Source organism: Pseudomonas sp. Tun-23181, from assembly GCF_057415455.1.
The window spans coordinates 3,857,346-3,881,378 of sequence record NZ_CM171630.1; the positions used below are offsets into that span (position 1 = coordinate 3,857,346).

General features: G+C 64.0%; 21 protein-coding genes. 20 read left to right on the forward strand and 1 reads right to left on the reverse strand.

Translation table 11 applies throughout. The annotated features are described in order from the left end of the window. Positions 1 to 17: 17 nt before the first annotated feature. The gene (locus ACDI39_RS18335; protein ID WP_225787638.1) at positions 18 to 1,394 is read right to left on the reverse strand and encodes a glutamine synthetase family protein; all 1,377 of its coding nucleotides are present in this window, start codon (positions 1,392 to 1,394) and stop codon (positions 18 to 20) included. Between the two features lie 667 nt (positions 1,395 to 2,061). Between ACDI39_RS18335 and ACDI39_RS18340 the strand changes: the two genes are divergently transcribed. The 20 genes from ACDI39_RS18340 to ACDI39_RS18435 all read left to right on the forward strand — a co-directional run bounded on the left by ACDI39_RS18340 (position 2,062) and on the right by ACDI39_RS18435 (position 23,941). Continuing rightward, positions 2,062 to 3,420 carry a glutamine synthetase family protein gene (locus tag ACDI39_RS18340; protein WP_225787637.1) on the forward strand — a complete coding sequence of 453 codons (1,359 nt, stop codon included), beginning with the start codon at positions 2,062 to 2,064 and terminating at the stop codon, positions 3,418 to 3,420. A gap of 48 nt (positions 3,421 to 3,468) precedes the next feature. Beyond that, positions 3,469 to 4,830, forward strand: a complete 1,362-nt coding sequence (locus tag ACDI39_RS18345) for an aspartate aminotransferase family protein (RefSeq protein ID WP_253079835.1) — start codon at positions 3,469 to 3,471, stop codon at positions 4,828 to 4,830. 169 nt (positions 4,831 to 4,999) lie between these two features. Beyond that, positions 5,000 to 6,097, forward strand: coding sequence for a polyamine ABC transporter substrate-binding protein (locus ACDI39_RS18350; protein ID WP_410045093.1), 1,098 nt, complete (start codon positions 5,000 to 5,002; stop codon positions 6,095 to 6,097). A gap of 157 nt (positions 6,098 to 6,254) precedes the next feature. Next, positions 6,255 to 7,349 (forward strand): polyamine ABC transporter substrate-binding protein, encoded by a 1,095-nt coding sequence (locus ACDI39_RS18355; protein WP_486536975.1) that lies wholly within the window; start codon positions 6,255 to 6,257, stop codon positions 7,347 to 7,349. Positions 7,350 to 7,421: 72 nt separating this feature from the next. After that, on the forward strand, positions 7,422 to 8,564 hold the full coding sequence (potA, locus tag ACDI39_RS18360; RefSeq protein ID WP_225787634.1) for a polyamine ABC transporter ATP-binding protein: 1,143 nt from the start codon (positions 7,422 to 7,424) through the stop codon (positions 8,562 to 8,564). Beyond that, positions 8,561 to 9,481, forward strand: a complete 921-nt coding sequence (locus ACDI39_RS18365) for an ABC transporter permease subunit (protein ID WP_225787633.1) — start codon at positions 8,561 to 8,563, stop codon at positions 9,479 to 9,481. Before potA ends, ACDI39_RS18365 begins: the two co-directional genes overlap by 4 nt. Continuing rightward, complete coding sequence (locus ACDI39_RS18370) at positions 9,478 to 10,368, forward strand: ABC transporter permease subunit (protein WP_225787632.1); 891 nt, start codon at positions 9,478 to 9,480, stop codon at positions 10,366 to 10,368. Before ACDI39_RS18365 ends, ACDI39_RS18370 begins: the two co-directional genes overlap by 4 nt. 158 nt (positions 10,369 to 10,526) lie before the next feature. Next, entirely contained in the window at positions 10,527 to 11,615 is a 1,089-nt protein-coding gene (locus ACDI39_RS18375; protein ID WP_368815376.1) for an efflux RND transporter periplasmic adaptor subunit, read from the forward strand. Then, positions 11,612 to 12,679: an efflux RND transporter periplasmic adaptor subunit gene (locus tag ACDI39_RS18380; RefSeq protein WP_486536976.1), complete on the forward strand. Its 1,068-nt coding sequence runs from the start codon at positions 11,612 to 11,614 to the stop codon at positions 12,677 to 12,679. The genes ACDI39_RS18375 and ACDI39_RS18380 overlap by 4 nt, the downstream gene beginning before the upstream one ends. Beyond that, positions 12,676 to 15,726 carry an efflux RND transporter permease subunit gene (locus ACDI39_RS18385; protein WP_486536977.1) on the forward strand — a complete coding sequence of 1,017 codons (3,051 nt, stop codon included), beginning with the start codon at positions 12,676 to 12,678 and terminating at the stop codon, positions 15,724 to 15,726. Before ACDI39_RS18380 ends, ACDI39_RS18385 begins: the two co-directional genes overlap by 4 nt. 171 nt (positions 15,727 to 15,897) lie before the next feature. Next, positions 15,898 to 16,080, forward strand: a complete 183-nt coding sequence (gene oscA, locus ACDI39_RS18390) for a sulfur starvation response protein OscA (RefSeq protein WP_070092048.1) — start codon at positions 15,898 to 15,900, stop codon at positions 16,078 to 16,080. 47 nt (positions 16,081 to 16,127) lie between these two features. After that, on the forward strand, positions 16,128 to 17,135 hold the full coding sequence (locus ACDI39_RS18395) for a sulfate ABC transporter substrate-binding protein (RefSeq protein WP_225787628.1): 1,008 nt from the start codon (positions 16,128 to 16,130) through the stop codon (positions 17,133 to 17,135). An 89-nt stretch (positions 17,136 to 17,224) separates the two neighbouring features. Continuing rightward, on the forward strand, positions 17,225 to 18,043 hold the full coding sequence (gene cysT, locus ACDI39_RS18400) for a sulfate ABC transporter permease subunit CysT (protein ID WP_225787627.1): 819 nt from the start codon (positions 17,225 to 17,227) through the stop codon (positions 18,041 to 18,043). Between the two features lie 13 nt (positions 18,044 to 18,056). Continuing rightward, positions 18,057 to 18,929, forward strand: a complete 873-nt coding sequence (gene cysW, locus ACDI39_RS18405; protein WP_253079837.1) for a sulfate ABC transporter permease subunit CysW — start codon at positions 18,057 to 18,059, stop codon at positions 18,927 to 18,929. Positions 18,930 to 18,932: 3 nt separating this feature from the next. Then, complete coding sequence (locus ACDI39_RS18410) at positions 18,933 to 19,922, forward strand: sulfate/molybdate ABC transporter ATP-binding protein (RefSeq protein WP_368815381.1); 990 nt, start codon at positions 18,933 to 18,935, stop codon at positions 19,920 to 19,922. Positions 19,923 to 20,212: 290 nt separating this feature from the next. Continuing rightward, positions 20,213 to 21,004 carry an energy transducer TonB gene (locus ACDI39_RS18415; RefSeq protein ID WP_253090969.1) on the forward strand — a complete coding sequence of 264 codons (792 nt, stop codon included), beginning with the start codon at positions 20,213 to 20,215 and terminating at the stop codon, positions 21,002 to 21,004. Between the two features lie 36 nt (positions 21,005 to 21,040). Then, positions 21,041 to 21,763: a MotA/TolQ/ExbB proton channel family protein gene (locus ACDI39_RS18420; protein ID WP_225787623.1), complete on the forward strand. Its 723-nt coding sequence runs from the start codon at positions 21,041 to 21,043 to the stop codon at positions 21,761 to 21,763. A gap of 1 nt (position 21,764) precedes the next feature. After that, positions 21,765 to 22,166: an ExbD/TolR family protein gene (locus ACDI39_RS18425; RefSeq protein WP_225787622.1), complete on the forward strand. Its 402-nt coding sequence runs from the start codon at positions 21,765 to 21,767 to the stop codon at positions 22,164 to 22,166. A 181-nt stretch (positions 22,167 to 22,347) separates the two neighbouring features. Beyond that, positions 22,348 to 22,929 (forward strand): alpha/beta hydrolase, encoded by a 582-nt coding sequence (locus ACDI39_RS18430; RefSeq protein WP_486536978.1) that lies wholly within the window; start codon positions 22,348 to 22,350, stop codon positions 22,927 to 22,929. Positions 22,930 to 22,993: 64 nt separating this feature from the next. Beyond that, positions 22,994 to 23,941, forward strand: a complete 948-nt coding sequence (locus ACDI39_RS18435; RefSeq protein WP_253079839.1) for a sigma 54-interacting transcriptional regulator — start codon at positions 22,994 to 22,996, stop codon at positions 23,939 to 23,941. Positions 23,942 to 24,033: the final 92 nt, after the last annotated feature.

The window sequence follows — 24,033 nt, forward strand, 5'->3', positions numbered from 1 at the left end:
GGGGGCGGCGTTTTCGTTTACACGGTATGCAGGTACCAGTTGTACTCGAGGTCGGAGATCGAATGCTCGAACTCCTCCAGCTCGCTCTCCTTGCACGCGACGAAGATGTCGATGTACTTCGGATCGATGTACTTGTTCAGGATCTCGCTGTCGTCCAGCGTACGCAGGGCATCGCGCAGGTTGTTCGGCAGGCTCTGCTCCAGCTGCTCGTAGGCGTTGCCTTCGATCGGAGTGCCTGGGTCGACCTTGTTGGTCAGGCCATGGTGCACGCCGGCCAGGACAGCGGCCATCATCAGGTACGGGTTGGCGTCGGCGCCGGCCACGCGGTGCTCGATGCGCACGGCGTCCGGGGTGCCGGTCGGCACGCGCAGGGCCACGGTACGGTTGTCCAGGCCCCAGCTCGGCGCATTCGGCACATAGAACTGCGCACCGAAGCGGCGGTAGGAGTTGACGTTCGGGCAGAGGAACGCCATGGACGCGGGCAGGGTCTCGAGCACACCGCCGACCGCGTGACGTAGCGCGGCGTTCTGCTCGGGATCCTCGCTGGTGAAGATGTTGTTGCCATCCTTGTCCAGCACGGAGATGTGTACATGCAGGCCGTTGCCTGCCTGGCCCGGGTAGGGCTTGGCCATGAAGGTGGTGTCCATCTCATGGTCGTAGGCGATGTTCTTGATCAGGCGCTTGAGCAGCACCGCGTAGTCACAGGCCTTGAGCGGGTCGGCGACGTGGTGCAGGTTGACCTCGAACTGCGCCGGGGCGCTTTCCTTGACGATGGCGTCGGCCGGGATGCCTTGTTCCTTGGCGCCTTCGAGGATGTCCTGGAGGCAGTCGGCGTATTCGTCGAGGTCGTCGATCAGGTAGACCTGGGTCGACTGCGGGCGCTTGCCGGAGATCGGCGAGCGCGGCGGCTGCGGACGGCCATTCACGTTCTCCTGGTCGATCAGGTAGAACTCCAGCTCGAACGCCGCGCAGATGGTCAGGCCCATGTCGGTGAACTTGCTCACCACCTGGCGCAGCACTTCGCGCGGGTCGGCGAAGAACGGCTCGCCTTCGAGCTCGTGCATGGTCATCAGCAGCTGGGCGGTGGGGCGCTTCTGCCAGGGTTCGTTGGACAGGGTGCCGGGGATCGGGTAGCAGATGCGGTCGGCATCGCCGATGTCCAGGCCAAGGCCTGTGCTCTCGACGGTGGAACCGTTGATATCCAGGGCGAAGAGGGAGGCGGGCAGGTTGATGCCTTTCTCGTAAACCTTGTGGAGGCTGGTGCGTTCGATGCGTTTGCCACGCACCACACCATTCATATCTGCAATCAGAAGGTCAACGTAGAGAACCTCGGGATGTTCCTTAAGGAACGCGTTCGCTTCGTTAAGCTGAACGGCACGCGGGGGTACCGACATGATGCAACACCTTTGTTGTTAAAAATATCAATCAAGGGGGGCTTGCAAGCCCAGTCAATCCGAAAGACCAGGTGAAGTCAAGCCAGCCCCATGATGCCCTGAAATGGCACATCGACGGCAGATTTGCTGCATATAGGGGCGTGCCATTATCCGCTATTTTGCCGTGGAAGGGCTATCTCGGGCTTAACGTGTTTTATTTTTTACAGAGGTGTTGTGTAAAAAAATGAACAAGGCTAAGCTCGGTCTCAACCCAGAACACAATAATACGAGGGTCACATGGTCCGCCTGCCGCGACCTGAAAGCGCCGCCTGCGCCGCGCAGTCAGGTATTTCCGTCACTTGCCGCAAGGGCTTCGCACGCATCGCCGATCGCGTGAGCGCTCTGGCCGCAATAATTGACGGCGGGTACAGCCCATCCTCCTTTCGTAGCAGTTTACTGCACGCTTTTTCGCTCATCTGCCCTTCGAGTTCTGCCCGGACGCACTCCACTGGCGTGTATCCACTGTCGTCCTGCGCGGGGGTTTTTGCTTTAGCAATCCACTCCATCCAGAATCAAGGCACGGGTCTGCCGCGGCCGTTCGGGTCGCACGGCAACCCCCTTGACCGACGCCAGGCGTCAGCGGCGCCCGGCTTTCGCCGGCCGGGCCACATTACCTCCTGAGGTATTTATGAGTAACAACCTCGACCAGCTCACCGATTGGTTGAAAGAGCACAAGATCACCGAAGTCGAATGCCTGATCAGCGACCTGACCGGCATCACCCGCGGCAAGATCTCGCCTACCAACAAGTTCATCGCCGAAAAAGGCATGCGCCTGCCCGAGAGTGTCCTGCTGCAGACCGTGACCGGCGACTACGTCGACGACGACATCTATTACCAACTGCTGGACCCGGCCGACATCGACATGATCTGCCGCCCCGACGAGAACGCGGTGTTCCTCGTGCCTTGGGCGATCGAGCCGACCGCCCAGGTGATCCACGACACCTACGACAAGAAGGGCAACCCGGTCGAGCTGTCGCCGCGCAACGTACTCAAGAAAGTCCTCAAGCTCTATGCCGACAAGGGCTGGCAGCCGATCGTCGCGCCGGAGATGGAGTTCTACCTGACCAAGCGCAGCGAAGACCCGGACTTCCCGCTGCAACCGCCGGTGGGCCGCTCCGGTCGTCCGGAAACCGGGCGCCAGTCGTTCTCCATCGAGGCCGCCAACGAATTCGACCCGCTGTTCGAGGACGTCTACGACTGGTGCGAGCTGCAGCAGCTGGACCTCGACACCCTGATCCATGAAGACGGCACGGCGCAGATGGAGATCAACTTCCGTCATGGCAACGCCCTGCACCTGGCCGACCAGATCCTGGTGTTCAAGCGCACCATGCGCGAGGCCGCGCTCAAGCACAACGTGGCGGCCACCTTCATGGCCAAGCCCATGACCGGCGAGCCGGGCAGCGCCATGCACCTGCACCAGAGCGTGGTCGACGTCGCCACCGGCAAGAACATCTTCGCCAACGAGGACGGCAGCATGAGCGAGCTGTTCCTCAACCACATCGGCGGCCTGCAGAAGTTCATTCCCGAGGCGCTGCCGCTGTTCGCCCCCAACGTCAACTCGTTCCGCCGCTTCCTGCCAGACACCTCGGCACCGGTGAACGTCGAATGGGGCGAAGAGAACCGCACCGTCGGCCTGCGCGTACCGGACGCCGGCCCGCAGAACCGCCGCGTGGAGAACCGCCTGCCGGGCGCCGACGCCAACCCCTACCTGGCCATCGCCGCGAGCCTGCTGTGCGGCTATATCGGCATGGTCGAAGGCATCGGTGCCAGCGCGCCGGTCCAGGGGCGGGGCTACGAGCGGCGTAACCTGCGCCTGCCGCTGACCATCGAGGATGCGCTGGAGCGCATGCAGAACTGCCGGGCCCTGGACCAGTACCTGGGCAAGAAATTCATCACCGGCTATGTCGCCACCAAGCGGGCGGAACATGAAAACTTCAAACGGGTAATCAGCTCCTGGGAGCGCGAGTTCCTGCTGTTTGCCGTCTGATCAACCCTGGGGCCGCAGGAGCGCGGCTGTCGGATAACGGAGAAGCACATGAGCGTCAACAACCCGCAAACCCGTGAATGGCAAACCCTGAGCGGTGAGCACCACCTGGCTCCCTTCAGCGACTACAAGCAGCTGAAGGAGAAGGGGCCGCGCATCATCACCAAGGCCCAGGGCGTGCATTTGTGGGACAGTGAGGGCCACAAGATCCTCGACGGTATGGCGGGCCTGTGGTGCGTGGCGGTCGGCTATGGCCGTGAAGAGCTGGTGCAGGCGGCCGAAAAGCAGATGCGCGAACTGCCGTACTACAACCTGTTCTTCCAGACCGCCCACCCGCCGGCGCTGGAGCTGGCCAAGGCGATCACCGACGTGGCGCCCAAGGGCATGACCCATGTGTTCTTCACCGGCTCCGGCTCCGAGGGCAACGACACCGTGCTGCGCATGGTGCGCCACTACTGGGCGCTCAAGGGCAAGCCGGGCAAGCAGACCATCATCGGCCGGGTCAACGGCTACCACGGCTCCACCGTGGCCGGCGCCAGCCTCGGTGGCATGAGCGGCATGCACGAGCAGGGCGGCCTGCCGATCCCTGGCATCGTGCACATCCCGCAGCCGTACTGGTTCGGCGAAGGGGGCGACATGACCCCGGACGAATTCGGGGTCTGGGCCGCCGAGCAGTTGGAGAAGAAGATCCTGGAAGTCGGCGAGGACAAGGTCGCCGCCTTCATCGCCGAGCCGATCCAGGGGGCTGGCGGTGTGATCATCCCGCCCGAGACCTACTGGCCGAAGATCAAGGAGATCCTCGCCAAGTACGACATCCTGTTCGTCGCCGACGAAGTGATCTGCGGTTTCGGCCGCACCGGCGAGTGGTTCGGCTCCGACTACTACGACCTGCAACCCGACCTGATGACCATCGCCAAGGGCCTGACCTCCGGTTACATCCCCATGGGCGGTGTGATCGTGCGTGACACCGTGGCCCAGGTGCTCAGCGAGGGCGGCGACTTCAACCACGGCTTCACCTACTCCGGTCACCCCGTGGCGGCCGCGGTGGGCCTGGAAAACCTGCGTATCCTGCGCGACGAGAAGATCGTCGAGCGTGCCCGCACGGAAACGGCACCCTATTTGCAAAAGCGTCTGCGTGAGCTGCAGGACCACCCGCTGGTGGGCGAGGTACGCGGCCTGGGCCTGCTCGGCGCGATCGAGCTGGTCAAGGACAAGGCGACCCGCAGCCGCTACGAAGGCAAGGGCGTGGGCATGATCTGCCGTAATTTCTGCTTCGAAAACGGCTTGGTCATGCGTGCGGTGGGCGACACCATGATCATCGCACCGCCTCTGGTGATCAGCCGTGAGGAGGTCGACGAGCTGGTGGAAAAGGCGCGCAAATGCCTGGACCTGACGCTCGAAGCGGTCCGGTGACCGCCTGCTACGCTAGCGAAGTGACATTAAGCGGTTACAAGGCCCTGCTTTCCTTGAAACAGCGCCTTGTAACTTGCCAGACTAGCGGCTGTTTCAGTCGCCCAGCGCTGCACCGTGGGATCTTGGCTGCTGAACAGATGGCTTGATAATAAATTCTGGAGCATTACGCATGAAGAAAATGGGCAAGACGCTGCTGGCCACGGCCCTGATGGGTGTCATGGCGACCGCTGTTCAGGCTGACGACAAGGTGCTGCACGTCTACAACTGGTCGGACTACATCGCCCCGGAAACCGTGGCCAAGTTCGAGAAGCAGAGCGGCATCAAGGTGGTCTACGACGTCTTCGACAGCAACGAGACCCTCGAAGCCAAGTTGCTGGCGGGCAAGTCCGGCTACGACGTGGTCGTGCCATCGAACAACTTCCTGGCCAAGCAGATCAAGGCCGGCGTCTACCAGGAGCTGGACCGCTCCAAGCTGCCGAACTGGAAGAACCTCGACGAAGACCTGCTCAAGGCCGTCGGTGATGCCAGCGACCCGGGCAACAAGTACGCCTTCCCCTACATGTGGGGCTCCATCGGCATCGGCTACAACCCGGAGAAGGTCAAGGCCGCGCTGGGCGTGGACAAGATCGACTCGTGGGATGCCGTGTTCAAGCCGGAGAACATCGCCAAGCTCAAGAGCTGCGGCGTGAGTTTCCTCGATGCTCCGACCGAGATGATCCCGGCGGCCCTGCACTACCTGGGCAAGCCGACCGACAGCAAGGACAAGCAGGACCTGAAGGCCGCCGAGGAGCTGTTCCTGAGCGTCCGGCCGTCGATCACCTACTTCCATTCCTCCAAGTACATTTCCGACCTGGCCAACGGCAACATCTGCGTGGCCGTCGGCTACTCGGGCGACTTGGAGCAGTCCAAGGCCCGTGCCCACGAGGCCGGCGACAAGGTCAAGCTGGAATACGTCATTCCGAAGGAAGGCGCCGGTACCTTCTATGACATGGTCGCCATCCCCAAGGACGCCACGAACGTCGAAGGCGCCTACAAGTTCATGGACTTCCTGATGCAGCCGGAAATCATGGCCGAGATCACCAATGCCGTGCGCTTCCCGAACGGTAACAAGGCGGCCACCCCGCTGGTGGACAAGGAAATCTCCGGCGACCCGAGCATCTACCCCTCGGATGACGTGAAGAAGCAGCTGTATGCGATCAGCGACCAGGATGCAGGCACCCTGCGTCTGATCACCCGCAGCTGGACGAAGATCAAGTCGGGCAAGTAAGCCCGTCGCGGGCCCTCTGGGCCGGGGCTTCCCGGCCCAGAGGCGATGTGAGGCAAATAAGTTTGCGGCATCGATGCCGCGAAGGTAAGTTGCGCGCCGGTTTTGCGTGTACGGCCGCTTCGCGCCGTCACAGGCACTGATTGAGAGGACCACCCACTTGTCTATTTCCATATTTCGCAAGGCCATGATGGCTGGAGCGGGTCTGACGCTGGCATTCGGCGTCCAAGCAGCGCCTACGGTGCACATCTACAACTGGTCCGACTACATCGGCCCGACGACCCTTGCCGACTTCCAGAAGGAAACCGGTATCGCGGCCAAGTACGATGTCTTCGACTCCAACGAAACCCTGGAAGGCAAGTTGCTGGCCGGCCGTACCGGCTACGACGTGGTGGTGCCGTCCAACCATTTCCTCGGCAAGCAGATCAAGGCGGGCGCTTTCCAGAAGCTCGACAAGAGCCTGCTGCCCAATTATTCCAACCTGGATCCGGCGCTGATGAAGCGCCTCGAGAAGAACGATCCGGGCAACCAGTACGCCGTGCCTTACCTGTGGGGCACCAACGGTATCGGCTACAACGTCGAGAAGGTCAAGGCCGCGCTGGGCACCGACACGATCGACTCCTGGGCGGTGTTGTTCGAGCCGCAGAACATGGAAAAGCTCGCCAAGTGCGGCGTGGCCTTCCTCGATTCGGCCGACGAGATGCTGCCGGCGGTCCTCCAGTACCTGGGCCTGGACCCCAACAGCACCGACCCCAAGGACTACCAGAAGGCCGAGGAGAAGCTCCTGGCCGTGCGTCCCTACGTGACCTACTTCCATTCTTCCAAGTACATCACCGACCTGGCCAACGGCGACATCTGCGTCGCCGCCGGCTTCTCCGGCGATGTATTCCAGGCCAAGGCCCGCGCCGAAGAGGCCGGCAAGGGCGTGAAGCTGGCCTACGCCATTCCCAAGGAAGGCGGCAACCTCTGGTTCGACGTGCTGGCCATCCCCAAGGATGCCAGCAACGCCAAGGAGGCCCATGCCTTCATCAACTACTTGCTGAAGCCTGAGGTTATCGCCCGGGTCAGTGACTACGTCGGTTATGCCAACCCCAACCCCAAGGCTGGCGACCTGATGGACCAGGATGTGAGGACTGACGCTGCGGTTTACCCACCGCAGGAAGTACTGGACAAGATGTTCGTCAATGCCGAGTTGCCACCCAAGGTACAACGTTTGATGACCCGCAGCTGGACCAAGGTCAAGTCGGGCAAATAACAATCCAGAGCCGCCGCGCGCCCTGCAGCGACAGGGTGTGCGGGCATAAAAATCTTGTTGGGAGTTTCATTCATGGCAGTTGCCTCCGGAGCCTATAAGAAAGCCCTCGAGGGTAGCCAGCAGCCCAAGCAGGTGCTGGTCAAGATCGATCGGGTCACGAAAAAGTTCGACGAAACGGTAGCTGTGGACGATGTGTCCCTGGAAATCAGCAAGGGCGAGATCTTCGCCCTGCTGGGTGGCTCCGGCTCCGGCAAATCGACCTTGCTGCGCATGCTGGCGGGCTTCGAGCGCCCGACCGAAGGGCGGATCTTCCTCGATGGCGTCGACATCACCGACATGCCGCCCTACGAGCGGCCGATCAACATGATGTTCCAGTCCTACGCCCTGTTCCCACACATGACCGTGGCGCAGAACATCGCCTTCGGCCTGCAACAGGACAGGATGCCCAAGGCCGAGATCGACGCCCGCGTGGCCGAGATGCTCAAGCTGGTGCACATGACCCAGTACGCCAAGCGCAAGCCGCACCAGCTCTCCGGTGGCCAGCGCCAGCGTGTGGCCCTGGCCCGTTCGCTGGCCAAGCGGCCGAAGCTGTTGCTGCTCGACGAACCCATGGGCGCGCTGGACAAGAAGCTGCGCTCGCAGATGCAACTGGAACTGGTCGAGATCATCGAGCGGGTCGGCGTGACCTGCGTGATGGTGACCCACGACCAGGAAGAGGCCATGACCATGGCCCAGCGCATCGCCATCATGCACCTGGGCTGGATCGCCCAGATCGGCTCGCCGGTGGACGTCTACGAGACCCCGACCAGCCGCCTGGTCTGCGAATTCATCGGCAACGTCAACCTGTTCGAGGGTGAAGTGGTCGACGATGCCGAGGGCCACGCGCTGATCGCCTCGCCGGAGCTCGAGCGCAACATCTATGTGGGCCATGGCGTCACGACCTCGGTCGAGGACAAGCGCATCACCTATGCCCTGCGGCCGGAGAAGCTGCTGGTCACCACCGAGCAGCCGACCTGCGAGCACAACTGGTCGCGCGGCAAGGTCCACGACATCGCCTACCTGGGCGGCCACTCGGTGTTCTACGTGGAGCTGCCCACCGGCAAGGTCGTCCAGTCGTTCGTCGCCAACGCCGAGCGCCAGGGTACCCGGCCGACCTGGGGCGACGACGTGTACGTCTGGTGGGAAGACGACAGCGGCGTGGTACTGCGCTCATGAACATCCGCAAGCTCAAGCGAGCACTCAACAAGGTCACCCCGCAGGGGCGCCACCTGGTGATCGGTGTGCCGTTCATCTGGTTGTTCCTGTTCTTCATGCTGCCGTTCTTCATCGTCCTGAAGATCAGCTTCGCCGAAGCCGACGTGGCGATCCCGCCCTACACGGAGATCTACAGCTACGTCGAGGACAAGGTGCAGCTGGTGCTGAACCTGGCCAACTACGGCTTGCTGACCGAGGACGAACTGTACATCTCGGCCTACCTGGGCTCGTTGAAGATCGCTTTCTTCAGCACCCTGCTGTGCCTGTTGATCGGCTACCCCATGGCCTACGCCATCGCCAATGCACGCAAGGAAACCCAGACCGTACTGTTGCTGCTGATCATGATGCCGACCTGGACCGCGATCCTGATCCGCGTCTATGCCTGGATGGGCATCCTCAGCAACAACGGCTTGCTCAACAGCTTCCTGCTGTGGCTCGGGGTGATCGACCAGCCGTTGCAGATCCTCAACACCAACCTGGCGGTGTACATCGGCGTGGTCTATTCGTACCTGCCGTTCATGATCCTGCCGTTGTACGCCAACCTGGTGAAGCACGACCCAAGCCTGCTCGAGGCCGCGTCGGACCTGGGTTCGAGCACCTTCAACAGCTTCTGGAAGATCACTGTGCCGCTGTCGAAGAACGGCATCATCGCCGGCTGCATGCTGGTGTTCATCCCGGTGGTGGGCGAGTTCGTCATCCCCGAGCTGCTCGGCGGCCCGGAAACCCTGATGATCGGCAAGGTGCTGTGGCAGGAGTTCTTCAACAACCGTGACTGGCCGGTGGCGTCCGCCCTGGCGGTGGTGATGCTGGTGATCCTGATCGTGCCTATCCTGCTGTTCAACCGCAGCCAGGCCAAGGAAATGGAGGGCAGGGCATGAAGCGTTTCAGTTTCTCCACATTGATGCTGGTGCTCGGCTTGCTGTTCATCTACCTGCCGATGCTGATCCTGGTGATCTACTCGTTCAACGCCTCCAAGCTGGTGACGGTCTGGGGCGGCTGGTCGGTGAAATGGTACGTCGGCCTGCTCGACAACTCCCAGCTGATGGGTTCGGTGATGCGCTCGCTGGAGATCGCCTGCTACACCGCGGTCGCCGCGGTGGCGCTGGGGACCCTGGCGGCGTTCGTGCTGACCCGGGTGACCCGCTTCAAGGGCCGCACGCTGTTCGGCGGCCTGGTCACCGCGCCGCTGGTGATGCCCGAGGTGATCACCGGTCTGTCGTTGCTGCTGCTGTTCGTGGCCATGGCCCAGATGATCGGCTGGCCCCAGGAGCGCGGCATCGTCACCATCTGGATTGCCCACACCACCTTCTGCGCGGCCTATGTGGCGGTGGTGGTGTCGGCGCGCCTGCGCGAGCTCGACCTGTCCATCGAGGAAGCGGCCATGGACCTGGGGGCCAAGCCGTGGAAGGTGTTCTTCCTGATCACCATCCCGATGATCGCCCCGTCGCTGGCGGCGGGCGGCATGATGTCGTTCGCCCTGTCGCTGGACGACCTGGTACTGGCCAGCTTCGTGTCCGGTCCGGGCTCGACCACCCTGCCGATGGAAGTGTTCTCTGCCGTGCGCCTGGGCGTGAAGCCTGAGATCAACGCGGTGGCCAGCCTGATCCTGCTGTCGGTATCGCTGATGACCTTCCTGGTCTGGTATTTCAGCCGCCGCGCCGAAGAGCGTCGCCGCCGGGCGATCCAGCAGGCGATCGAGGAGAGTGCCGCCGGCGAGTGGCGCCAGCCAGAGGGCCAGCGCCCACCGGCTGCAGCATCCGCCTGATCCACTTCCTGGGGCCGCTTCGCGGCCCCAGGATGACAACGTCCCCGCCTGACTGCCCCACCTCGCCTCGAACACACCGCCCCAGTGCTGTTTATCGAACCCTGATCTACGCTAACAGTCGCATCCCTCGAATCATTGCGCGCAAACAAGGAGCCTGCATGACGTTGACGCGTCTGCTGTTGGTCGTTTGCCTGGTGCTGCCGTACATGCTGTCGGGCTGTAGCAGGGAAGAGAGCACGCCAGCGCTGCCCAGGGTCGGTGTCCTGCGGGTCGAGCCCACCGATTTCGCAGCCCGGGTGACCTTGACCGGCGATGTCCAGGCGCGGGTCCAGACCGACCTGTCGTTTCGCGTGGGCGGCAAGATCATTTCCCGCAGTGTCGATGTGGGCGACCACGTCAAGGCCAACCAGGTGCTGGCGCGCCTGGACCCGAAGGACCTGCAGAACAACGTCGACTCGGCCAAGGCCGAGGTGTTCGCCGAGCAGGCGCGGGTCACCCAGGCCAGCGCCGCCTTCGTGCGCCAGCAGAAACTGCTGCCCAAGGGCTATACCAGCCAGAGTGAATACGACGCCGCCGAAGCCGCCCTGCGCAGCAGCCAGAGCGCTCTGAAGGCCGCCCAGGCGCAGTTGGCCAACGCTCAGGAGCAACTGGGCTATACCGCGTTGGTTTCCGAGGCGGACGGCGTGATCACCGCGCGCCAGGCCGAGGTCGGCCAGGTGGTGCAGGCGACCATGCCGATCTTCAGCCTGGCCCGCGACGGCGATCGCGACGCGGTGTTCAACGTCTACGAGTCCCTGCTGGTGGCGCCGGCGAGCGATGAGGGCGTGATCGTCAGCCTGCTGGACGATCCGCGTGTCCGTGCCGAGGGGCATGTCCGCGAGATCACCCCGACCGTTTCCGCCCAGAGCGGTACGGTGCAGGTCAAGGTGGGCCTGCGCAACGTGCCGCCGGGCATGCGCCTGGGCTCGCCGGTGACCGCCACGGCCAGTTCCCAGGGGCGGCCGAGCGTCGAGCTGCCTTGGTCGGCCCTGACCAAGGCGCTGCACGAGCCTGCGGTATGGGTGGTGGGCGAGGGCGACAAGGTGGAGCTGCGCAAGGTCCAGGTGTCGCGCTACCTGACCGGCAAGGTGGTGATCGCAGGTGGCCTCAAGAGTGGCGAGACCGTGGTGGTCCGTGGCGGCCAGTTGTTGCATCCGGGCATGCAGGTGGAAAAGGTCGACACCCAGGATGAAGGGGGCGATCCATGAAGCGCCTGCTGCCGATGTTCTGCGCTGCCTTGCTGCTGGCCGCGTGCAGCAGCGATGAGCAAAACACCGAACCGGTGCGCCCGGTGCTGTCCACGCTCGTCGAACCCCAGGTACAGGCGCAATTGGGGCGCTTCGCCGGCAGCATCCAGGCGCGCTACGAAAGCACCCTGGGTTTTCGCGTGTCCGGGCGCATCGCCCGGCGCTGGGTGGACGTGGGCACCCAGGTGAAGCCAGGCGACACCCTGGCCACCCTCGACCCGACCGACCAGCAGAACCAGTTGCGCGCCGCCGAGGGCGACCTGGCCAGGGTCCAGGCGCAGTGGATCAATGCCCAGGCCAACGCACGCCGCCAGCAGCAGTTGTACGACCGTGGCGTCGGCGCCCAGGCCCAGCTGGACATCGCCCAGACAGACCTGAAGACCACCGGTGCCTCCCTGGAGCAGGCGCGCTCGGCAGTCAGCCAGGCCCGCGACCAGCTCGACTACAGCACCCTGCGCTCCGACCACGCGGCGGTGGTGACGGCCTGGCAGGCCGAGGCCGGGCAGACGGTCAGCGCCGGCCAGGCGGTGGTCACCCTGGCGCGGCCGGACGTCAAGGAGGCCGTGATCGACCTGCCGATCCACCTGGCCGAACAGTTGCGCAAGGACCTGACCTTCACCGTCGCCTTGCAGCTCGAGCCCAGCATCCACACCACCGCGACCTTGCGCGAGCTGGAGCCCCAGGCCGACGCCACCACCCGTACCCGGCGCGCCCGCCTGACCCTGGCCAGTACCCCCGATGCCTTTCACCTGGGCACTGCGATCAGTGTCACCCTGACCTCGGCGGTTTCCCCTCGCAGCGAACTGCCGAGCACCGCGCTGCTCGAGCGCGACGGCAAGACCCAGGTGTGGGTGGTCGACCCGCAGCAAAAGACCGTGGCCACCCGTGACGTCACCCTGATCGAGCGCAGCGCCAAGCGTATCGTCCTGGCCTCCGGCGTGCAGCCGGGCGAGCGGGTGGTCACCGCCGGCGTCAACAGCCTCAAGCCTGGCCAGAAGGTCACCTTCGACGAGGACGCGCGATGAAAGGAAGCTTCAACCTGTCCGAATGGGCCCTCAGGCACCAGTCCTTCGTCTGGTACCTGATGTTCGTTGGCTTGCTGATGGGTGTGTTCTCCTACTTCAACCTGGGCCGCGAGGAAGACCCCTCGTTCACCATCAAGACCATGGTGATCCAGACCCGCTGGCCCGGTGCGACCCAGGACGAGACGCTCTACCAAGTCACCGACCGCATCGAGAAAAAGCTCGAGGAGCTGGATTCGCTCGACTACGTCAAGAGCTACACCCGCCCGGGCGAGTCCACCGTCTACGTCTACCTGCGCGACACCACCAAGGCCGAGGACATTCCGGACATCTGGTACCAGGTGCGCAAGAAGATCCAGGACATCCGTGGCGAGTTTCCCCAGGGCATCCAGGGGCCGGGCTTCAACGATGAGTTCGGCGACGTGTTCGGCTCGATCTACGCTTTCACCGCCGACGGCCTGACCCTGCGCCAACTGCGCGACTATGTGGAGCAGGTGCGTGCCGAGGTCCGCGATGTCCCCAACATCGGCAAGATCGAGCTGATCGGCACCCAGGACGAAGTGCTCTACCTGAACTTCTCGACCCGCAAGCTGGCGGCCCTGGGGATCGACCAGCGCCAGGTCATGCAGGCGCTGCAAGCGCAGAACGCGGTGACCCCGGCGGGGGTGATCGAGGCCGGGCCCGAACGCATCTCCGTGCGCACCACCGGCCAGTTCGCCTCGGAGAAAGACCTGGAAGGCGTCAACCTGCGTATCAACGACCGTTTCTTCCGCCTGGCCGACATCGCCGACATCGAGCGAGGCTATGCCGATCCACCGTCACCGATGTTCCGCTACAACGGCCAGACCGCGATCGGCCTGGCCATCGGCATGAAGGCCGGCGGCAACATCGAGGTGTTCGGCCAGTTGCTCAAGACGAAGATGGACAGCGTCATCGGCGAGCTGCCGGTAGGGATTGGCGTGCACACGGTGTCCGACCAGGCGGTGGTGGTCAAGCAGGCAGTCGGCGGCTTCACCAGTGCGCTGTTCGAGGCGGTGGTGATCGTCCTGGTGGTGAGCTTCGTCAGCCTCGGCATTCGTGCCGGCCTGGTGGTGGCCTGCTCGATCCCGCTGGTGCTGGCCATGGTCTTCGTGTTCATGGAGTACAGCGGCATCACCATGCAGCGGATTTCCCTGGGCGCGCTGATCATCGCCCTGGGCCTGTTGGTGGACGATGCGATGATCACCGTGGAGGTGATGGTCACCCGCCTGGAGATGGGTGAGAGCAAGGAGCAGGCGGCGACCTTCGCCTACACCTCCACCGCCTTTCCCATGCTCACCGGCACGCTGGTGACCGTGGCCGGCTTCGTGCCGATCGGGCTCAATGCCAGCTCAGCGGGCGAGTACACCTTCACCCTGTTCGCGGTGATCGCCGTGGCATTGCTGGTGTCCTGGGTGGTGGCGGTGTTCTTCGCCCCGGTGCTGGGCGTGCATATCCTCAGCACCCAGGTCAAACCCCACGCGGCGGAGGCGGGGCGGGTCGGCAAGGCGTTCGAGCATGGCCTGCTGTGGTGCATGCGCCATCGCTGGCTGACGGTGATCGGCACCATCGTGCTGTTCGCCCTGTCGGTGGTCAGCATGCGTTTCGTGCAGAACCAGTTCTTCCCGTCCTCGGACCGGCCGGAGATCCTGGTGGACCTCAACCTGCCGCAGAATGCCTCGATCGAGGAAACCCGCAAGGTGGTCGATCGCCTGGAGGCGACCCTGAAGGGCGACCCGGACATCGAGCGCTGGAGCACCTATATCGGCCAGGGCGCGATTCGTTTCTACCTGCCGCTGGACCAGCAGTTGCAGAACCCCTACTACGCCCAGTTGGTGATCGTCAGCAAGGGCCTGGAGTCCCGTGGCGCGCTCATGGCGCGCCTGCAGGAGCGCCTGCGCAAGGACTTCGTCGGCATCGGCACCAACGTCCAGTCGCTGGAAATGGGCCCGCCGGTGGGCCGGCCGATCCAGTACCGGGTCAGCGGCAAGGACATCGACCAGGTGCGCCGTCATGCCATCGAGTTGGCCACGCTGCTCGATGGCAACCCGCATATCGGCGAGATGATCTACGACTGGAACGAGCCGGGCAAGGTGCTGCGGGTGGAGATCGCCCAGGACAAGGCGCGCCAGTTGGGGCTGTCGTCCGAGGATGTGGCCAATGTGATGAACAGCATCGTCAGCGGCGTGCCGATCACCCAGGTCAACGACACTATCTACCTGGTCGACGTGATCGCACGCGCCGAGGACAGCGAGCGTGGCTCGCCCGACACCCTGCAGAACCTGCAGATCGTCAGCCCCAACGGCACGTCCATCCCGCTGCTGGCCTTCGCCACCGTGCGCTACGAACAGGAGCAACCATTGGTCTGGCGGCGCGACCGCAAGCCGACCATCACCATCAAGGCTTCGGTCAACGGCGACATCCAGCCCACCGACCTGGTGGCCCAGCTCAAGCCCAGCATCGACGCGTTCGCCAGCCAGTTGCCGGTCGGCTACGAGGTGGCCACCGGTGGTACGGTGGAGGAGAGCAGCAAGGCCCAGGGGCCGATCGCCAAGGTCATCCCGCTGATGCTATTCCTCATGGCGACCTTCCTGATGATCCAGCTGCACAGCGTTCAGAAGCTGTTCCTGGTGGTCAGCGTGGCGCCGCTGGGGCTGATCGGCGTGGTCCTGGCGCTGGTGCCCACGGGGACGCCGATGGGCTTCGTGGCGATCCTCGGGATCCTCGCGCTGATTGGCATCATCATCCGCAACTCGGTGATCCTGGTGACCCAGATCGACGAGTTCGAGGCGCAGGGGTACGCCCCCTGGGATGCGGTGATGGAGGCGACCAACCACCGGCGTCGGCCGATCCTGCTCACGGCAGCGGCGGCCAGCCTGGGCATGATCCCGATCGCCCGGGAGGTGTTCTGGGGGCCGATGGCCTACGCCATGATCGGCGGCATCATCAGTGCAACGCTGCTGACGCTGCTGTTCCTGCCGGCGTTGTACGTGGCCTGGTACAAGATCCGCGAGCCAGAGACGCAAGGCTGAAGACCGGCCAGGGCTGCAAAACAGCCCAGGCCTCTCACATCCAATGATGGTTGGTTATATAAAAATTCTTAAACAGTATTTTTCAGAATAAATACCGCTCTCTAAGATTGCCCTCAAGCCAGGCGCAAACCCCTTCCTCTGCCCGGCGCCCTCATTCACAGGAGAACGAGCATGAGTGCATCTGTGCGTAGCATCGACGGCCAGGACGAAGCCACCATTCTGCGTGAGATCCAGAGCGCACTGCGGGATCTGCGTTTTGGCGCGGTGGAGATCACCGTGCATAACGCCCAGGTGGTGCAGATCGAGCGCAAGGAGAAGTTCCGCCTGCAACAGCCGGGCAACAAGTCCGGCTGACACCGCATCACTTCCAACTAGAAAAAATGCCAATCGGGAGCTTCACCATGTCCATCCGCCGTTATGCCCTGGCCGCCCTGGCCAGTGCCGTTTTTGCCGGTTCCGCGATCGCCAAGGACTACGAACTGCTGAACGTGTCCTACGACCCGACCCGCGAGCTGTACCAGCAGTACAACGCCGAATTCATCAAGCACTGGCAGCAGTCCCACCCGGGTGACAAGGTGAAGATCCAGCAATCCCATGGCGGCTCCGGCAAGCAGGGCCGTGCCGTGATCGACGGCCTGCGTGCCGACGTGGTGACCCTGGCCCTGGCCGGTGACATCGACGAGATCGCCAAGCTCGGCAAGACCCTGCCGGAGGACTGGCAGAAACGCCTGCCGGACGCCAGCACGCCCTACACCTCGACCATCGTGTTCCTGGTGCGCAAGGGCAACCCCAAGGGCATCAAGGACTGGGGCGACCTGGTCAAGCCGGACGTCTCGGTCATCACCCCCAATCCCAAGACCTCCGGCGGCGCCCGCTGGAACTTCCTCGCCGCCTGGGCCTACGGCCTGAAGACCGGCGGCAGCGAAGAAAAAGCCAAGGAATACGTCCAGGAACTGTTCAAGCACGTGCCGGTACTGGACACCGGCGCCCGTGGCTCGACCATCACCTTCGTCAACAACGGCCAGGGCGATGTCCTGCTGGCCTGGGAGAACGAGGCCTTCCTGGCACTGAAGGAAGACGGTGGCAACGACAAGTTCGAGATCGTCGTGCCGTCCCTGTCGATCCTCGCCGAACCGCCGGTGGCCGTGGTCGACAAGAACGCCGAGAGAAAAGGCAACACCGAGATCGCCACCGAGTACCTCAAGCACCTGTACAGCCCCGCCGGGCAGAAGATCGCGGCAGAGAACTTCTACCGTCCGCGTGACGAGAAGGTCGCCGCCGAATATGCCAAGCAGTTCCCGAAACTCGAACTGGTGACCATCGACAAGGACTTCGGTGGCTGGAAGACTGCACAACCGAAATTCTTCAATGACGGTGGCGTGTTCGACCAGATCTACCAGGCACAGTGATATTGTTGCCCGACACGAGCTTCACCCTTCAGTAGCCTGCATGGGCCCGGGACGCGTCCCGGGCTTCGTGCGTTCAACCAGGGACCTTTATGTCACGTCGTATTTCCCCCGTCATACCCGGCTTCGGGCTGACACTGGGCTACACCTTGGTGTATCTCAGCCTGATCGTGCTGATACCACTGGCCGCCATGTTCGTGCATGCCGCGCAGCTCACCTGGGAGCAGTTCTGGAGCATCGTCAGCGCACCACGGGTGCTCGCCGCGCTCAAGCTGAGCTTCGGCACCGCCCTGGCCGCCGCCCTCATCAATGGCGTGATCGGCACCCTGCTGGCCTGGGTGCTGGTGCGCTATGACTTCCCCGGGCGCAAGATCATCGACGCGATGATCGACCTGCCGTTCGCCCTGCCCACCGCCGTCGCCGGCATCGCCCTGACTGCCTTGTACGCGCCCGCCGGCTGGGTCGGCCAGTTCGCCACCGACCTTGGCTTCAAGATCGCCTACACGCCGCTGGGCATCACCCTGGCGCTGACCTTCGTCACCCTGCCGTTCGTGGTGCGCACGGTGCAGCCGGTACTCGCCGACATCCCCCGCGAGGTCGAGGAGGCCGCCGCCTGCCTGGGGGCCAGGCCATTGCAGGTGTTCCGCCACGTGCTGGCACCGGCGCTGCTGCCGGCCTGGCTGACCGGCTTCGCCCTGGCCTTCGCCCGGGGTGTCGGCGAATACGGCTCGGTGATCTTCATCGCCGGCAACATGCCGATGAAGACCGAGATCCTGCCGCTGCTGATCATGGTCAAGCTGGACCAGTACGACTACACCGGCGCCACCGCCATCGGCGTGCTGATGCTGGTGGTTTCCTTCATCCTGCTGCTGCTGATCAACCTGCTGCAGCGGCGCATCGAAACCCCTTGAAGGAGGCCCGGTAATGTCTTCGTCATCCCTTGGCGCCGCCGCCGCGGCCAATGCCGCCCGCCGTAGCAGCGCCACTTCGCGGCGCGTACTGGTCGGTCTGGCCTGGCTGGTGTTCGCGCTGTTCTTGCTGTTGCCGCTGTTCATCGTGGTGTCCCAGGCTTTGAAGAACGGCTTTGGCACCTTCTTCGAGGCGATCTTCGAACCCGACGCCCTGGCGGCGCTCAGGCTCACCTTGCTCGCGGTGGTCATCTCGGTGCCGTTGAACCTGGTGTTCGGTGTCTGCGCCGCCTGGTGCGTGAGCAAGTACGACTTTCGCGGCAAGAGCGTGCTGGTCACCCTGATCGACCTGCCGTTCTCGGTCTCGCCGGTGATCGCCGGCCTGGTCTACGTGCTGATGTTCGGCGCCCAGGGCCTGCTCGGGCCATGGCTGCAGGACCACGACATCCAGATCGTCTTCGCCCTGCCGGGCATCGTCCTGGCGACCATCTTCGTCACCGTGCCCTTCGTCGCCCGCGAGCTGATCCCGCTGATGCAGGAGCAGGGCACCCAGGAAGAAGAAGCCGCACGCCTGCTCGGCGCCAACGGCTGGCAGATGTTCTGGCACGTGACCTTGCCGAACATCAAGTGGGGCCTGATCTACGGCGTGGTGCTGTGTACCGCTCGGGCCATGGGCGAGTTCGGCGCGGTGTCGGTGGTATCCGGGCATATCCGTGGCGTCACCAACACCTTGCCGCTGCACGTCGAGATTCTCTACAACGAGTACAACCACGTCGCGGCCTTCAGCGTGGCCAGCCTGCTGCTGATCCTGGCGCTGTTCATCCTGCTGCTCAAGCAGTGGAGCGAATCCCGTATTGACCGCCTGCGCCACGGCGCAGCGGAGGAATAATTCATGTCGATCGAAGTTCGTAACGTCAGCAAGCGCTTCAATACTTTCCAGGCCCTGGACAACATCAACCTGGACATCAACAGTGGCGAGCTGGTGGCCCTGCTTGGCCCCTCCGGTTGCGGCAAGACCACCCTGCTGCGCATCATCGCCGGCCTCGAGACCCCGGACCAGGGCAACATCGTGTTCCATGGCGAGGATGTCTCCGGCCATGACGTGCGTGACCGCAACGTCGGTTTCGTGTTCCAGCACTACGCCTTGTTCCGCCACATGAGCGTGTTCGACAACGTCGCCTTCGGCCTGCGCATGAAGCCCAAGGGTGAGCGCCCGAGCGAGCGCAAGATCGCCGAGAAGGTGCATGAGCTGCTGAACATGGTCCAGCTCGACTGGCTCGCCGACCGCTACCCCGAGCAGCTTTCCGGTGGCCAGCGCCAGCGCATCGCCCTGGCCCGCGCCCTGGCGGTGGAGCCCAAGGTACTGCTGCTCGACGAGCCGTTCGGGGCTCTCGACGCCAAGGTGCGCAAGGAGCTGCGCCGCTGGCTGGCGCGGTTGCACGAGGACATCAACCTGACCTCGGTGTTCGTGACCCACGATCAGGAAGAGGCGATGGAAGTGGCCGACCGTATCGTGGTGATGAACAAGGGCGTGATCGAGCAGATTGGCTCGCCCGGCGAGGTGTACGAGAAGCCGGCCAACGACTTCGTCTATCACTTCCTGGGCGATTCCAACCGGTTGAGCCTGAGCGACGACCATCATGTGCTGTTCCGTCCCCACGAGGTGTCGCTGTCGCGCCATGAGACCGAAGGCCACCATGCCGCCGAGGTTCGCGACATCCGCCCGCTGGGGGCGACTACCCGGGTCACCCTCAAGGTGCCGGGGCAGAGCGAGCTGATCGAAGCCGAGGTGGTCAAGGACCATGACAGCCTGACGGGGCTGGCGCGCGGAGAGACCTTGTTCTTCCGGCCGAAGGTCTGGCAGAAGGTGGTGGATATTTGATCGACCGTCAGGTTGAGAGGGCTAGGGGCTGCTTTGCAGCCCTTCGCTGGCAAGCCAGCTCCTCACCAGTTCCTCTCGCCGGCATCGATGCCTTGCATGAATATTTCGCATGCCCACGCTGCATCGCGATTCCGCTGCCCCGCTGCAGCCCTTGAATGACGCGGCTCAGCGGTAAATCATGAAAATTAATATTCAATAAAGTTCTATTTTTAAGTTTAAACATTACTTTCAGAGATAAGCCTCTGGCACCGATGATTCAGCCATGAATCAACACCCCAGGAGTGTTATCGATGGGTAATGTCCAGACGGCCGTCAGGGCCTACGACCAGCCGTGGCGCCCGGCGCCAGGCGACCTGGTCGAGCTTGGACGGGCGCTTCGTCTGCCACTGGCGCACGCGCGCCTGCAACGCACACCGGTCAGCGGCCTCAAGCGTCGCGACAAGCTGGCGCTGGGGCTGCTGGTCCTGGCCCTGCACGGTGCCGCCGCCTACTGGATCAGCCAGAAGCCGATAACGCAGCTGCCGGTGGTGCCGCCGCAGGTTCCCCCCATGACCATCGAGTTCGCCGCACCTGCGCCGCCCGTGGTCGAACCACCACCGCCCGCACCGGCCCCGGCGGTCGTCGAACCGCCACCACCGCCGGTGGTCGACGAGCTGGCGGCCAAGCCTGCAGCCAAGCCCAAACCGAAGCCTGCACCCAAGCCGGTGGCCAAGCCCCAACCCAAGCCCAAGCCGGTCGAGGCACCTCCTGCCCCGCCCGTGGCGGCCCCCGCGCCGCCGGCGCCGCCCGCACCGGCACCGGTCACGCCGCCGTCGGCCAACGCCGCCTACCTGAAGAATCCGGCGCCGGAATACCCGCAGATGGCCTTGCGTCGTGGTTGGGAGGGCACCGTGCTGCTGCGCGTCGAGGTACTGGCCAGCGGCAAGCCCGGGCAAATCCAGGTGCAAAAGAGCAGTGGTCGCCAGGCACTGGACGCCGCCGCCCTGGCTGCCGTGAAGCGCTGGAGCTTCGTGCCGGCCAAGCAGGGCGATGTGGCCCAGGCCGGCTGGGTCAGCGTGCCCATCGATTTCAAGCTTCGTTAACCCGCGTCCCTCGGCCGAACATAGGAAGACATCATCATGAGCCTGTTGGCATCCCCCCTCGAATCCGTTGAAAGCGCAGTCATCTGGCTGCTGGTCGGCTTCTCCGTCGTCACTTGGGCGTTGGCCCTGGTCAAGGTGGCGCAGTTCGTGCGCCTGAAGAACCAGGACAGGCGCTTCCATGCGCAGTTCTGGGCGGCCTCCAGCCTGGACTCGGCTGCGCCGACCAGTCATGAACTGCCAGGCCCTGCCGCCCGTGTGGCCCAGGCCGGCTACGCTGCCATCGCCGTTGGCGAGCCGGGCCAGGCCAACGACCTGAGCCACGCCATCAATCACCAGGACCGCCTCGAGCGTGCCCTGCGCCAGCAGATCGTTCGCGAGCGTCGCTCTCTGGAGACTGGCCTGGCGGTGGTTGCCAGTATCGGCAGCACCTCGCCCTTCATCGGCCTGTTCGGCACCGTGTGGGGCATCATGGAAGCGCTCAAGGGCATCAGCGCGGCAGGCTCGGCCAGCCTGGAGACCGTCGCCGGCCCGATCGGCGCAGCCTTGGTGGCCACGGGCGTGGGGATCGCCGTCGCGGTGCCGGCGGTGCTGGTCTACAACTACTTCCTCCGGCGCCTCAAGCTGACCGCTGCCGACCTCGACGACTTCGCCCACGACTTCTACAGCCTGGCCCAGAAGAGCGCCTTCCGCGTGCTGGTGCACCCGACCGCGCACAAGCCCCAGGCCGGTTTCACCCAGCCGGTGAAGGAGGCCTCCTGACATGGCGTTCTCGACCCAGGACAGCGACGAAGTCCTCAGTGAAATCAACGTCACGCCGCTGGTGGATGTCATGCTGGTGTTGCTGGTGGTGTTCATCGTCACGGCGCCACTGCTGACCAACGCTATCCCCATCAACCTGCCCAAGACCGAGGCCGTGGCGCCGGTGGAGCAGAAGGACCCGCTGGTGGTGAGCATCGACGGCGATGGCAAGTTGTTCATCAACAAGGACGAGATCCAGCCCGATCTGTTGGAAACCCACCTCAAGGCCGCCAAGGGCAAGGACGCCGAGCTGCGTGTGCAGCTGCAGGCCGATGACGGCGTGAACTACGGCGAGGTGGCGCGGGCGATGGCGGCCATCGAACGCGCCGGGATCACCAAGCTGGCGGTGATTACCGCGCGCTGATCCGCCCACCCCTCTTCAGGCAAGTGCTTCAGGGCCATATCTCTTGGCAGGGGATGGCCCTTCTTTTTTAGCTGCAAGCTTTCAGATAAAAAGTTATTAATAAATAGCTTCTTATTCCTTTACGAATATATTCGCCTCCCTATACTGGTCCCAAGCACGCAAACTTCCAGGAGGCGTCCCCATGCGCAATGAGTCGATTCGTTACCTGATTGTGCCGGGCTGGCAAGGATCGCCAGACAACCATTGGCAGAGTCACTGGCAGCGTACGTTGCCCAACAGTGCGCGCGTCGAGCAGCAGGGCTGGCTGACACCGCAGCGGCACGACTGGGTGCAGGCGTTGGAGCAGGCGATTGCCGCCGAACGCTCGCCAGTGATCCTCATCGCCCATAGCCTGGGCTGCGTCACCGTTGCCCATTGGGCTGCCCAGGCCTCCCCAGCCTTGTTGCGCCGTGTACGCGGGGCCTTGCTGGTGGCGCCGGCGGATGTCGAGCGGCCAACCTGCGCGCCGGCCCTGCGCAACTTCGCACCTATTCCGCTGCAGGCCTTGCCGTTCCCCTGCCAGGTGGTCAGTTCCGATAACGATCCGGCAGTGAGCGTACCGCGGGCGCTTTACCTGGCCCGGGCCTGGGGCGCCGAGGCGGGGCTGCTGGCCAACGCTGGGCATATCAACGTCAAGTCCGGCCACGAACGCTGGGAGCAGGGCTTCGCCTACCTCTATCGCCTGCAGGGTCGGATCGAACAGCGCGCGCTGCGTCGCGCCTGATCCGGCGATTATCCATCGAATGCCTTGACGCCCGGCCGGCAACGGCCCTGGGCGGGAGTTCGTCATGACATTTCACAACACCTTCGGCCAGCCCTTGCTGACCTTTCCTGAACTGGATAAAAGCCCCCTGAGCATCCGTGCCAAGGCGCTGGTGTTCATCGATCCGCGCTCGCAGCAACTGCGCGAGGCCCTCGAGCACCTGGCGCCGCAGCCATTGCCGGTGCTGATCCGCGGCGAGACCGGCACCGGCAAGGAGCTGCTGGCCCGCCAGGTGCATCGCGCCAGCGACCGCAGCGGGTTGTTCGTCTCGGTGAGTTGCGCGGCGATCAGCCCGACCTATGCCGACGCCGAACTGTTCGGCTACAGCGCCGGAACCCACGGCGGTACTGCCAGCAGCCGGGCTGGCTGGTTCGGCTCGGCCAATGGCGGCACCCTGTACCTGGACGAGATCGCCGACCTGCCACTGGTGATCCAGGGCAAGCTGCTGGCGGCGCTGGAAAACCGTGAAGTCACCCGGGTAGGCGCCCAGCGTCCGCAGCCGGTGGATGTACGGCTGGTCGCCGCCACCAGCATCGACCTGGCCCAGGCCGTGCGTGCCGGGCGTTTCAACGAGCGACTATACCTCTACCTGCGCGAAGGCGAACTGGAACTGCCGGCCCTGCGCGAGCGGGTGGGCGACATCCTGCCTTTGGCCGAATACTTCGTCGGCATCTACAGTGCGCGCCTGGGCCGCGCGGTGCCGTTGATCAGCGAGCCGGCCCAGCAGGCCCTGGAAGCCCATGCCTGGCCAGGCAATACCCGCGAGCTGGAAAACGTCATCCATTTCGCCCTGCTGGTGAGCGACGGCGAGCAGATCCTGCCCGAGCACCTGGACCTGCCGGACACAACGCCCTTGGCCAGCCTGGCCGGCCAACTGGCGCAACTGGGGCGCAGCCGCGAACCGGAAACCCTGGCGACCCTGCGCCAGATCCTGCTGGCATCCCTGGCCAGCCTGGAGGAACCCGCGCGCTAGAGCGGCGCGAAGTCGGTCATAAGCAAAAGCCGTAATGGCTTTTTGTTTTTGGAATAAGCAGCTAAGCAAAAGATATTGTTACGGAATAAAAA

Excerpts from the sequence above, each read along its gene's own strand:
- ACDI39_RS18335 (WP_225787638.1), bottom strand. The coding sequence starts at position 1,394 with ATGTCGGTACCCCCGCGTGCCGTTCAGCTTAACGAAGCGAACGCGTTC.
- ACDI39_RS18340 (WP_225787637.1), top strand. The coding sequence starts at position 2,062 with ATGAGTAACAACCTCGACCAGCTCACCGATTGGTTGAAAGAGCACAAG.
- ACDI39_RS18345 (WP_253079835.1), top strand. The coding sequence starts at position 3,469 with ATGAGCGTCAACAACCCGCAAACCCGTGAATGGCAAACCCTGAGCGGT.
- ACDI39_RS18350 (WP_410045093.1), top strand. The coding sequence starts at position 5,000 with ATGAAGAAAATGGGCAAGACGCTGCTGGCCACGGCCCTGATGGGTGTC.
- potA (WP_225787634.1), top strand. The coding sequence starts at position 7,422 with ATGGCAGTTGCCTCCGGAGCCTATAAGAAAGCCCTCGAGGGTAGCCAG.
- ACDI39_RS18365 (WP_225787633.1), top strand. The coding sequence starts at position 8,561 with ATGAACATCCGCAAGCTCAAGCGAGCACTCAACAAGGTCACCCCGCAG.
- ACDI39_RS18370 (WP_225787632.1), top strand. The coding sequence starts at position 9,478 with ATGAAGCGTTTCAGTTTCTCCACATTGATGCTGGTGCTCGGCTTGCTG.
- ACDI39_RS18375 (WP_368815376.1), top strand. The coding sequence starts at position 10,527 with ATGACGTTGACGCGTCTGCTGTTGGTCGTTTGCCTGGTGCTGCCGTAC.
- ACDI39_RS18380 (WP_486536976.1), top strand. The coding sequence starts at position 11,612 with ATGAAGCGCCTGCTGCCGATGTTCTGCGCTGCCTTGCTGCTGGCCGCG.
- ACDI39_RS18385 (WP_486536977.1), top strand. The coding sequence starts at position 12,676 with ATGAAAGGAAGCTTCAACCTGTCCGAATGGGCCCTCAGGCACCAGTCC.
- oscA (WP_070092048.1), top strand. The coding sequence starts at position 15,898 with ATGAGTGCATCTGTGCGTAGCATCGACGGCCAGGACGAAGCCACCATT.
- ACDI39_RS18395 (WP_225787628.1), top strand. The coding sequence starts at position 16,128 with ATGTCCATCCGCCGTTATGCCCTGGCCGCCCTGGCCAGTGCCGTTTTT.
- cysT (WP_225787627.1), top strand. The coding sequence starts at position 17,225 with ATGTCACGTCGTATTTCCCCCGTCATACCCGGCTTCGGGCTGACACTG.
- cysW (WP_253079837.1), top strand. The coding sequence starts at position 18,057 with ATGTCTTCGTCATCCCTTGGCGCCGCCGCCGCGGCCAATGCCGCCCGC.
- ACDI39_RS18410 (WP_368815381.1), top strand. The coding sequence starts at position 18,933 with ATGTCGATCGAAGTTCGTAACGTCAGCAAGCGCTTCAATACTTTCCAG.
- ACDI39_RS18415 (WP_253090969.1), top strand. The coding sequence starts at position 20,213 with ATGGGTAATGTCCAGACGGCCGTCAGGGCCTACGACCAGCCGTGGCGC.
- ACDI39_RS18420 (WP_225787623.1), top strand. The coding sequence starts at position 21,041 with ATGAGCCTGTTGGCATCCCCCCTCGAATCCGTTGAAAGCGCAGTCATC.
- ACDI39_RS18425 (WP_225787622.1), top strand. The coding sequence starts at position 21,765 with ATGGCGTTCTCGACCCAGGACAGCGACGAAGTCCTCAGTGAAATCAAC.
- ACDI39_RS18430 (WP_486536978.1), top strand. The coding sequence starts at position 22,348 with ATGCGCAATGAGTCGATTCGTTACCTGATTGTGCCGGGCTGGCAAGGA.
- ACDI39_RS18435 (WP_253079839.1), top strand. The coding sequence starts at position 22,994 with ATGACATTTCACAACACCTTCGGCCAGCCCTTGCTGACCTTTCCTGAA.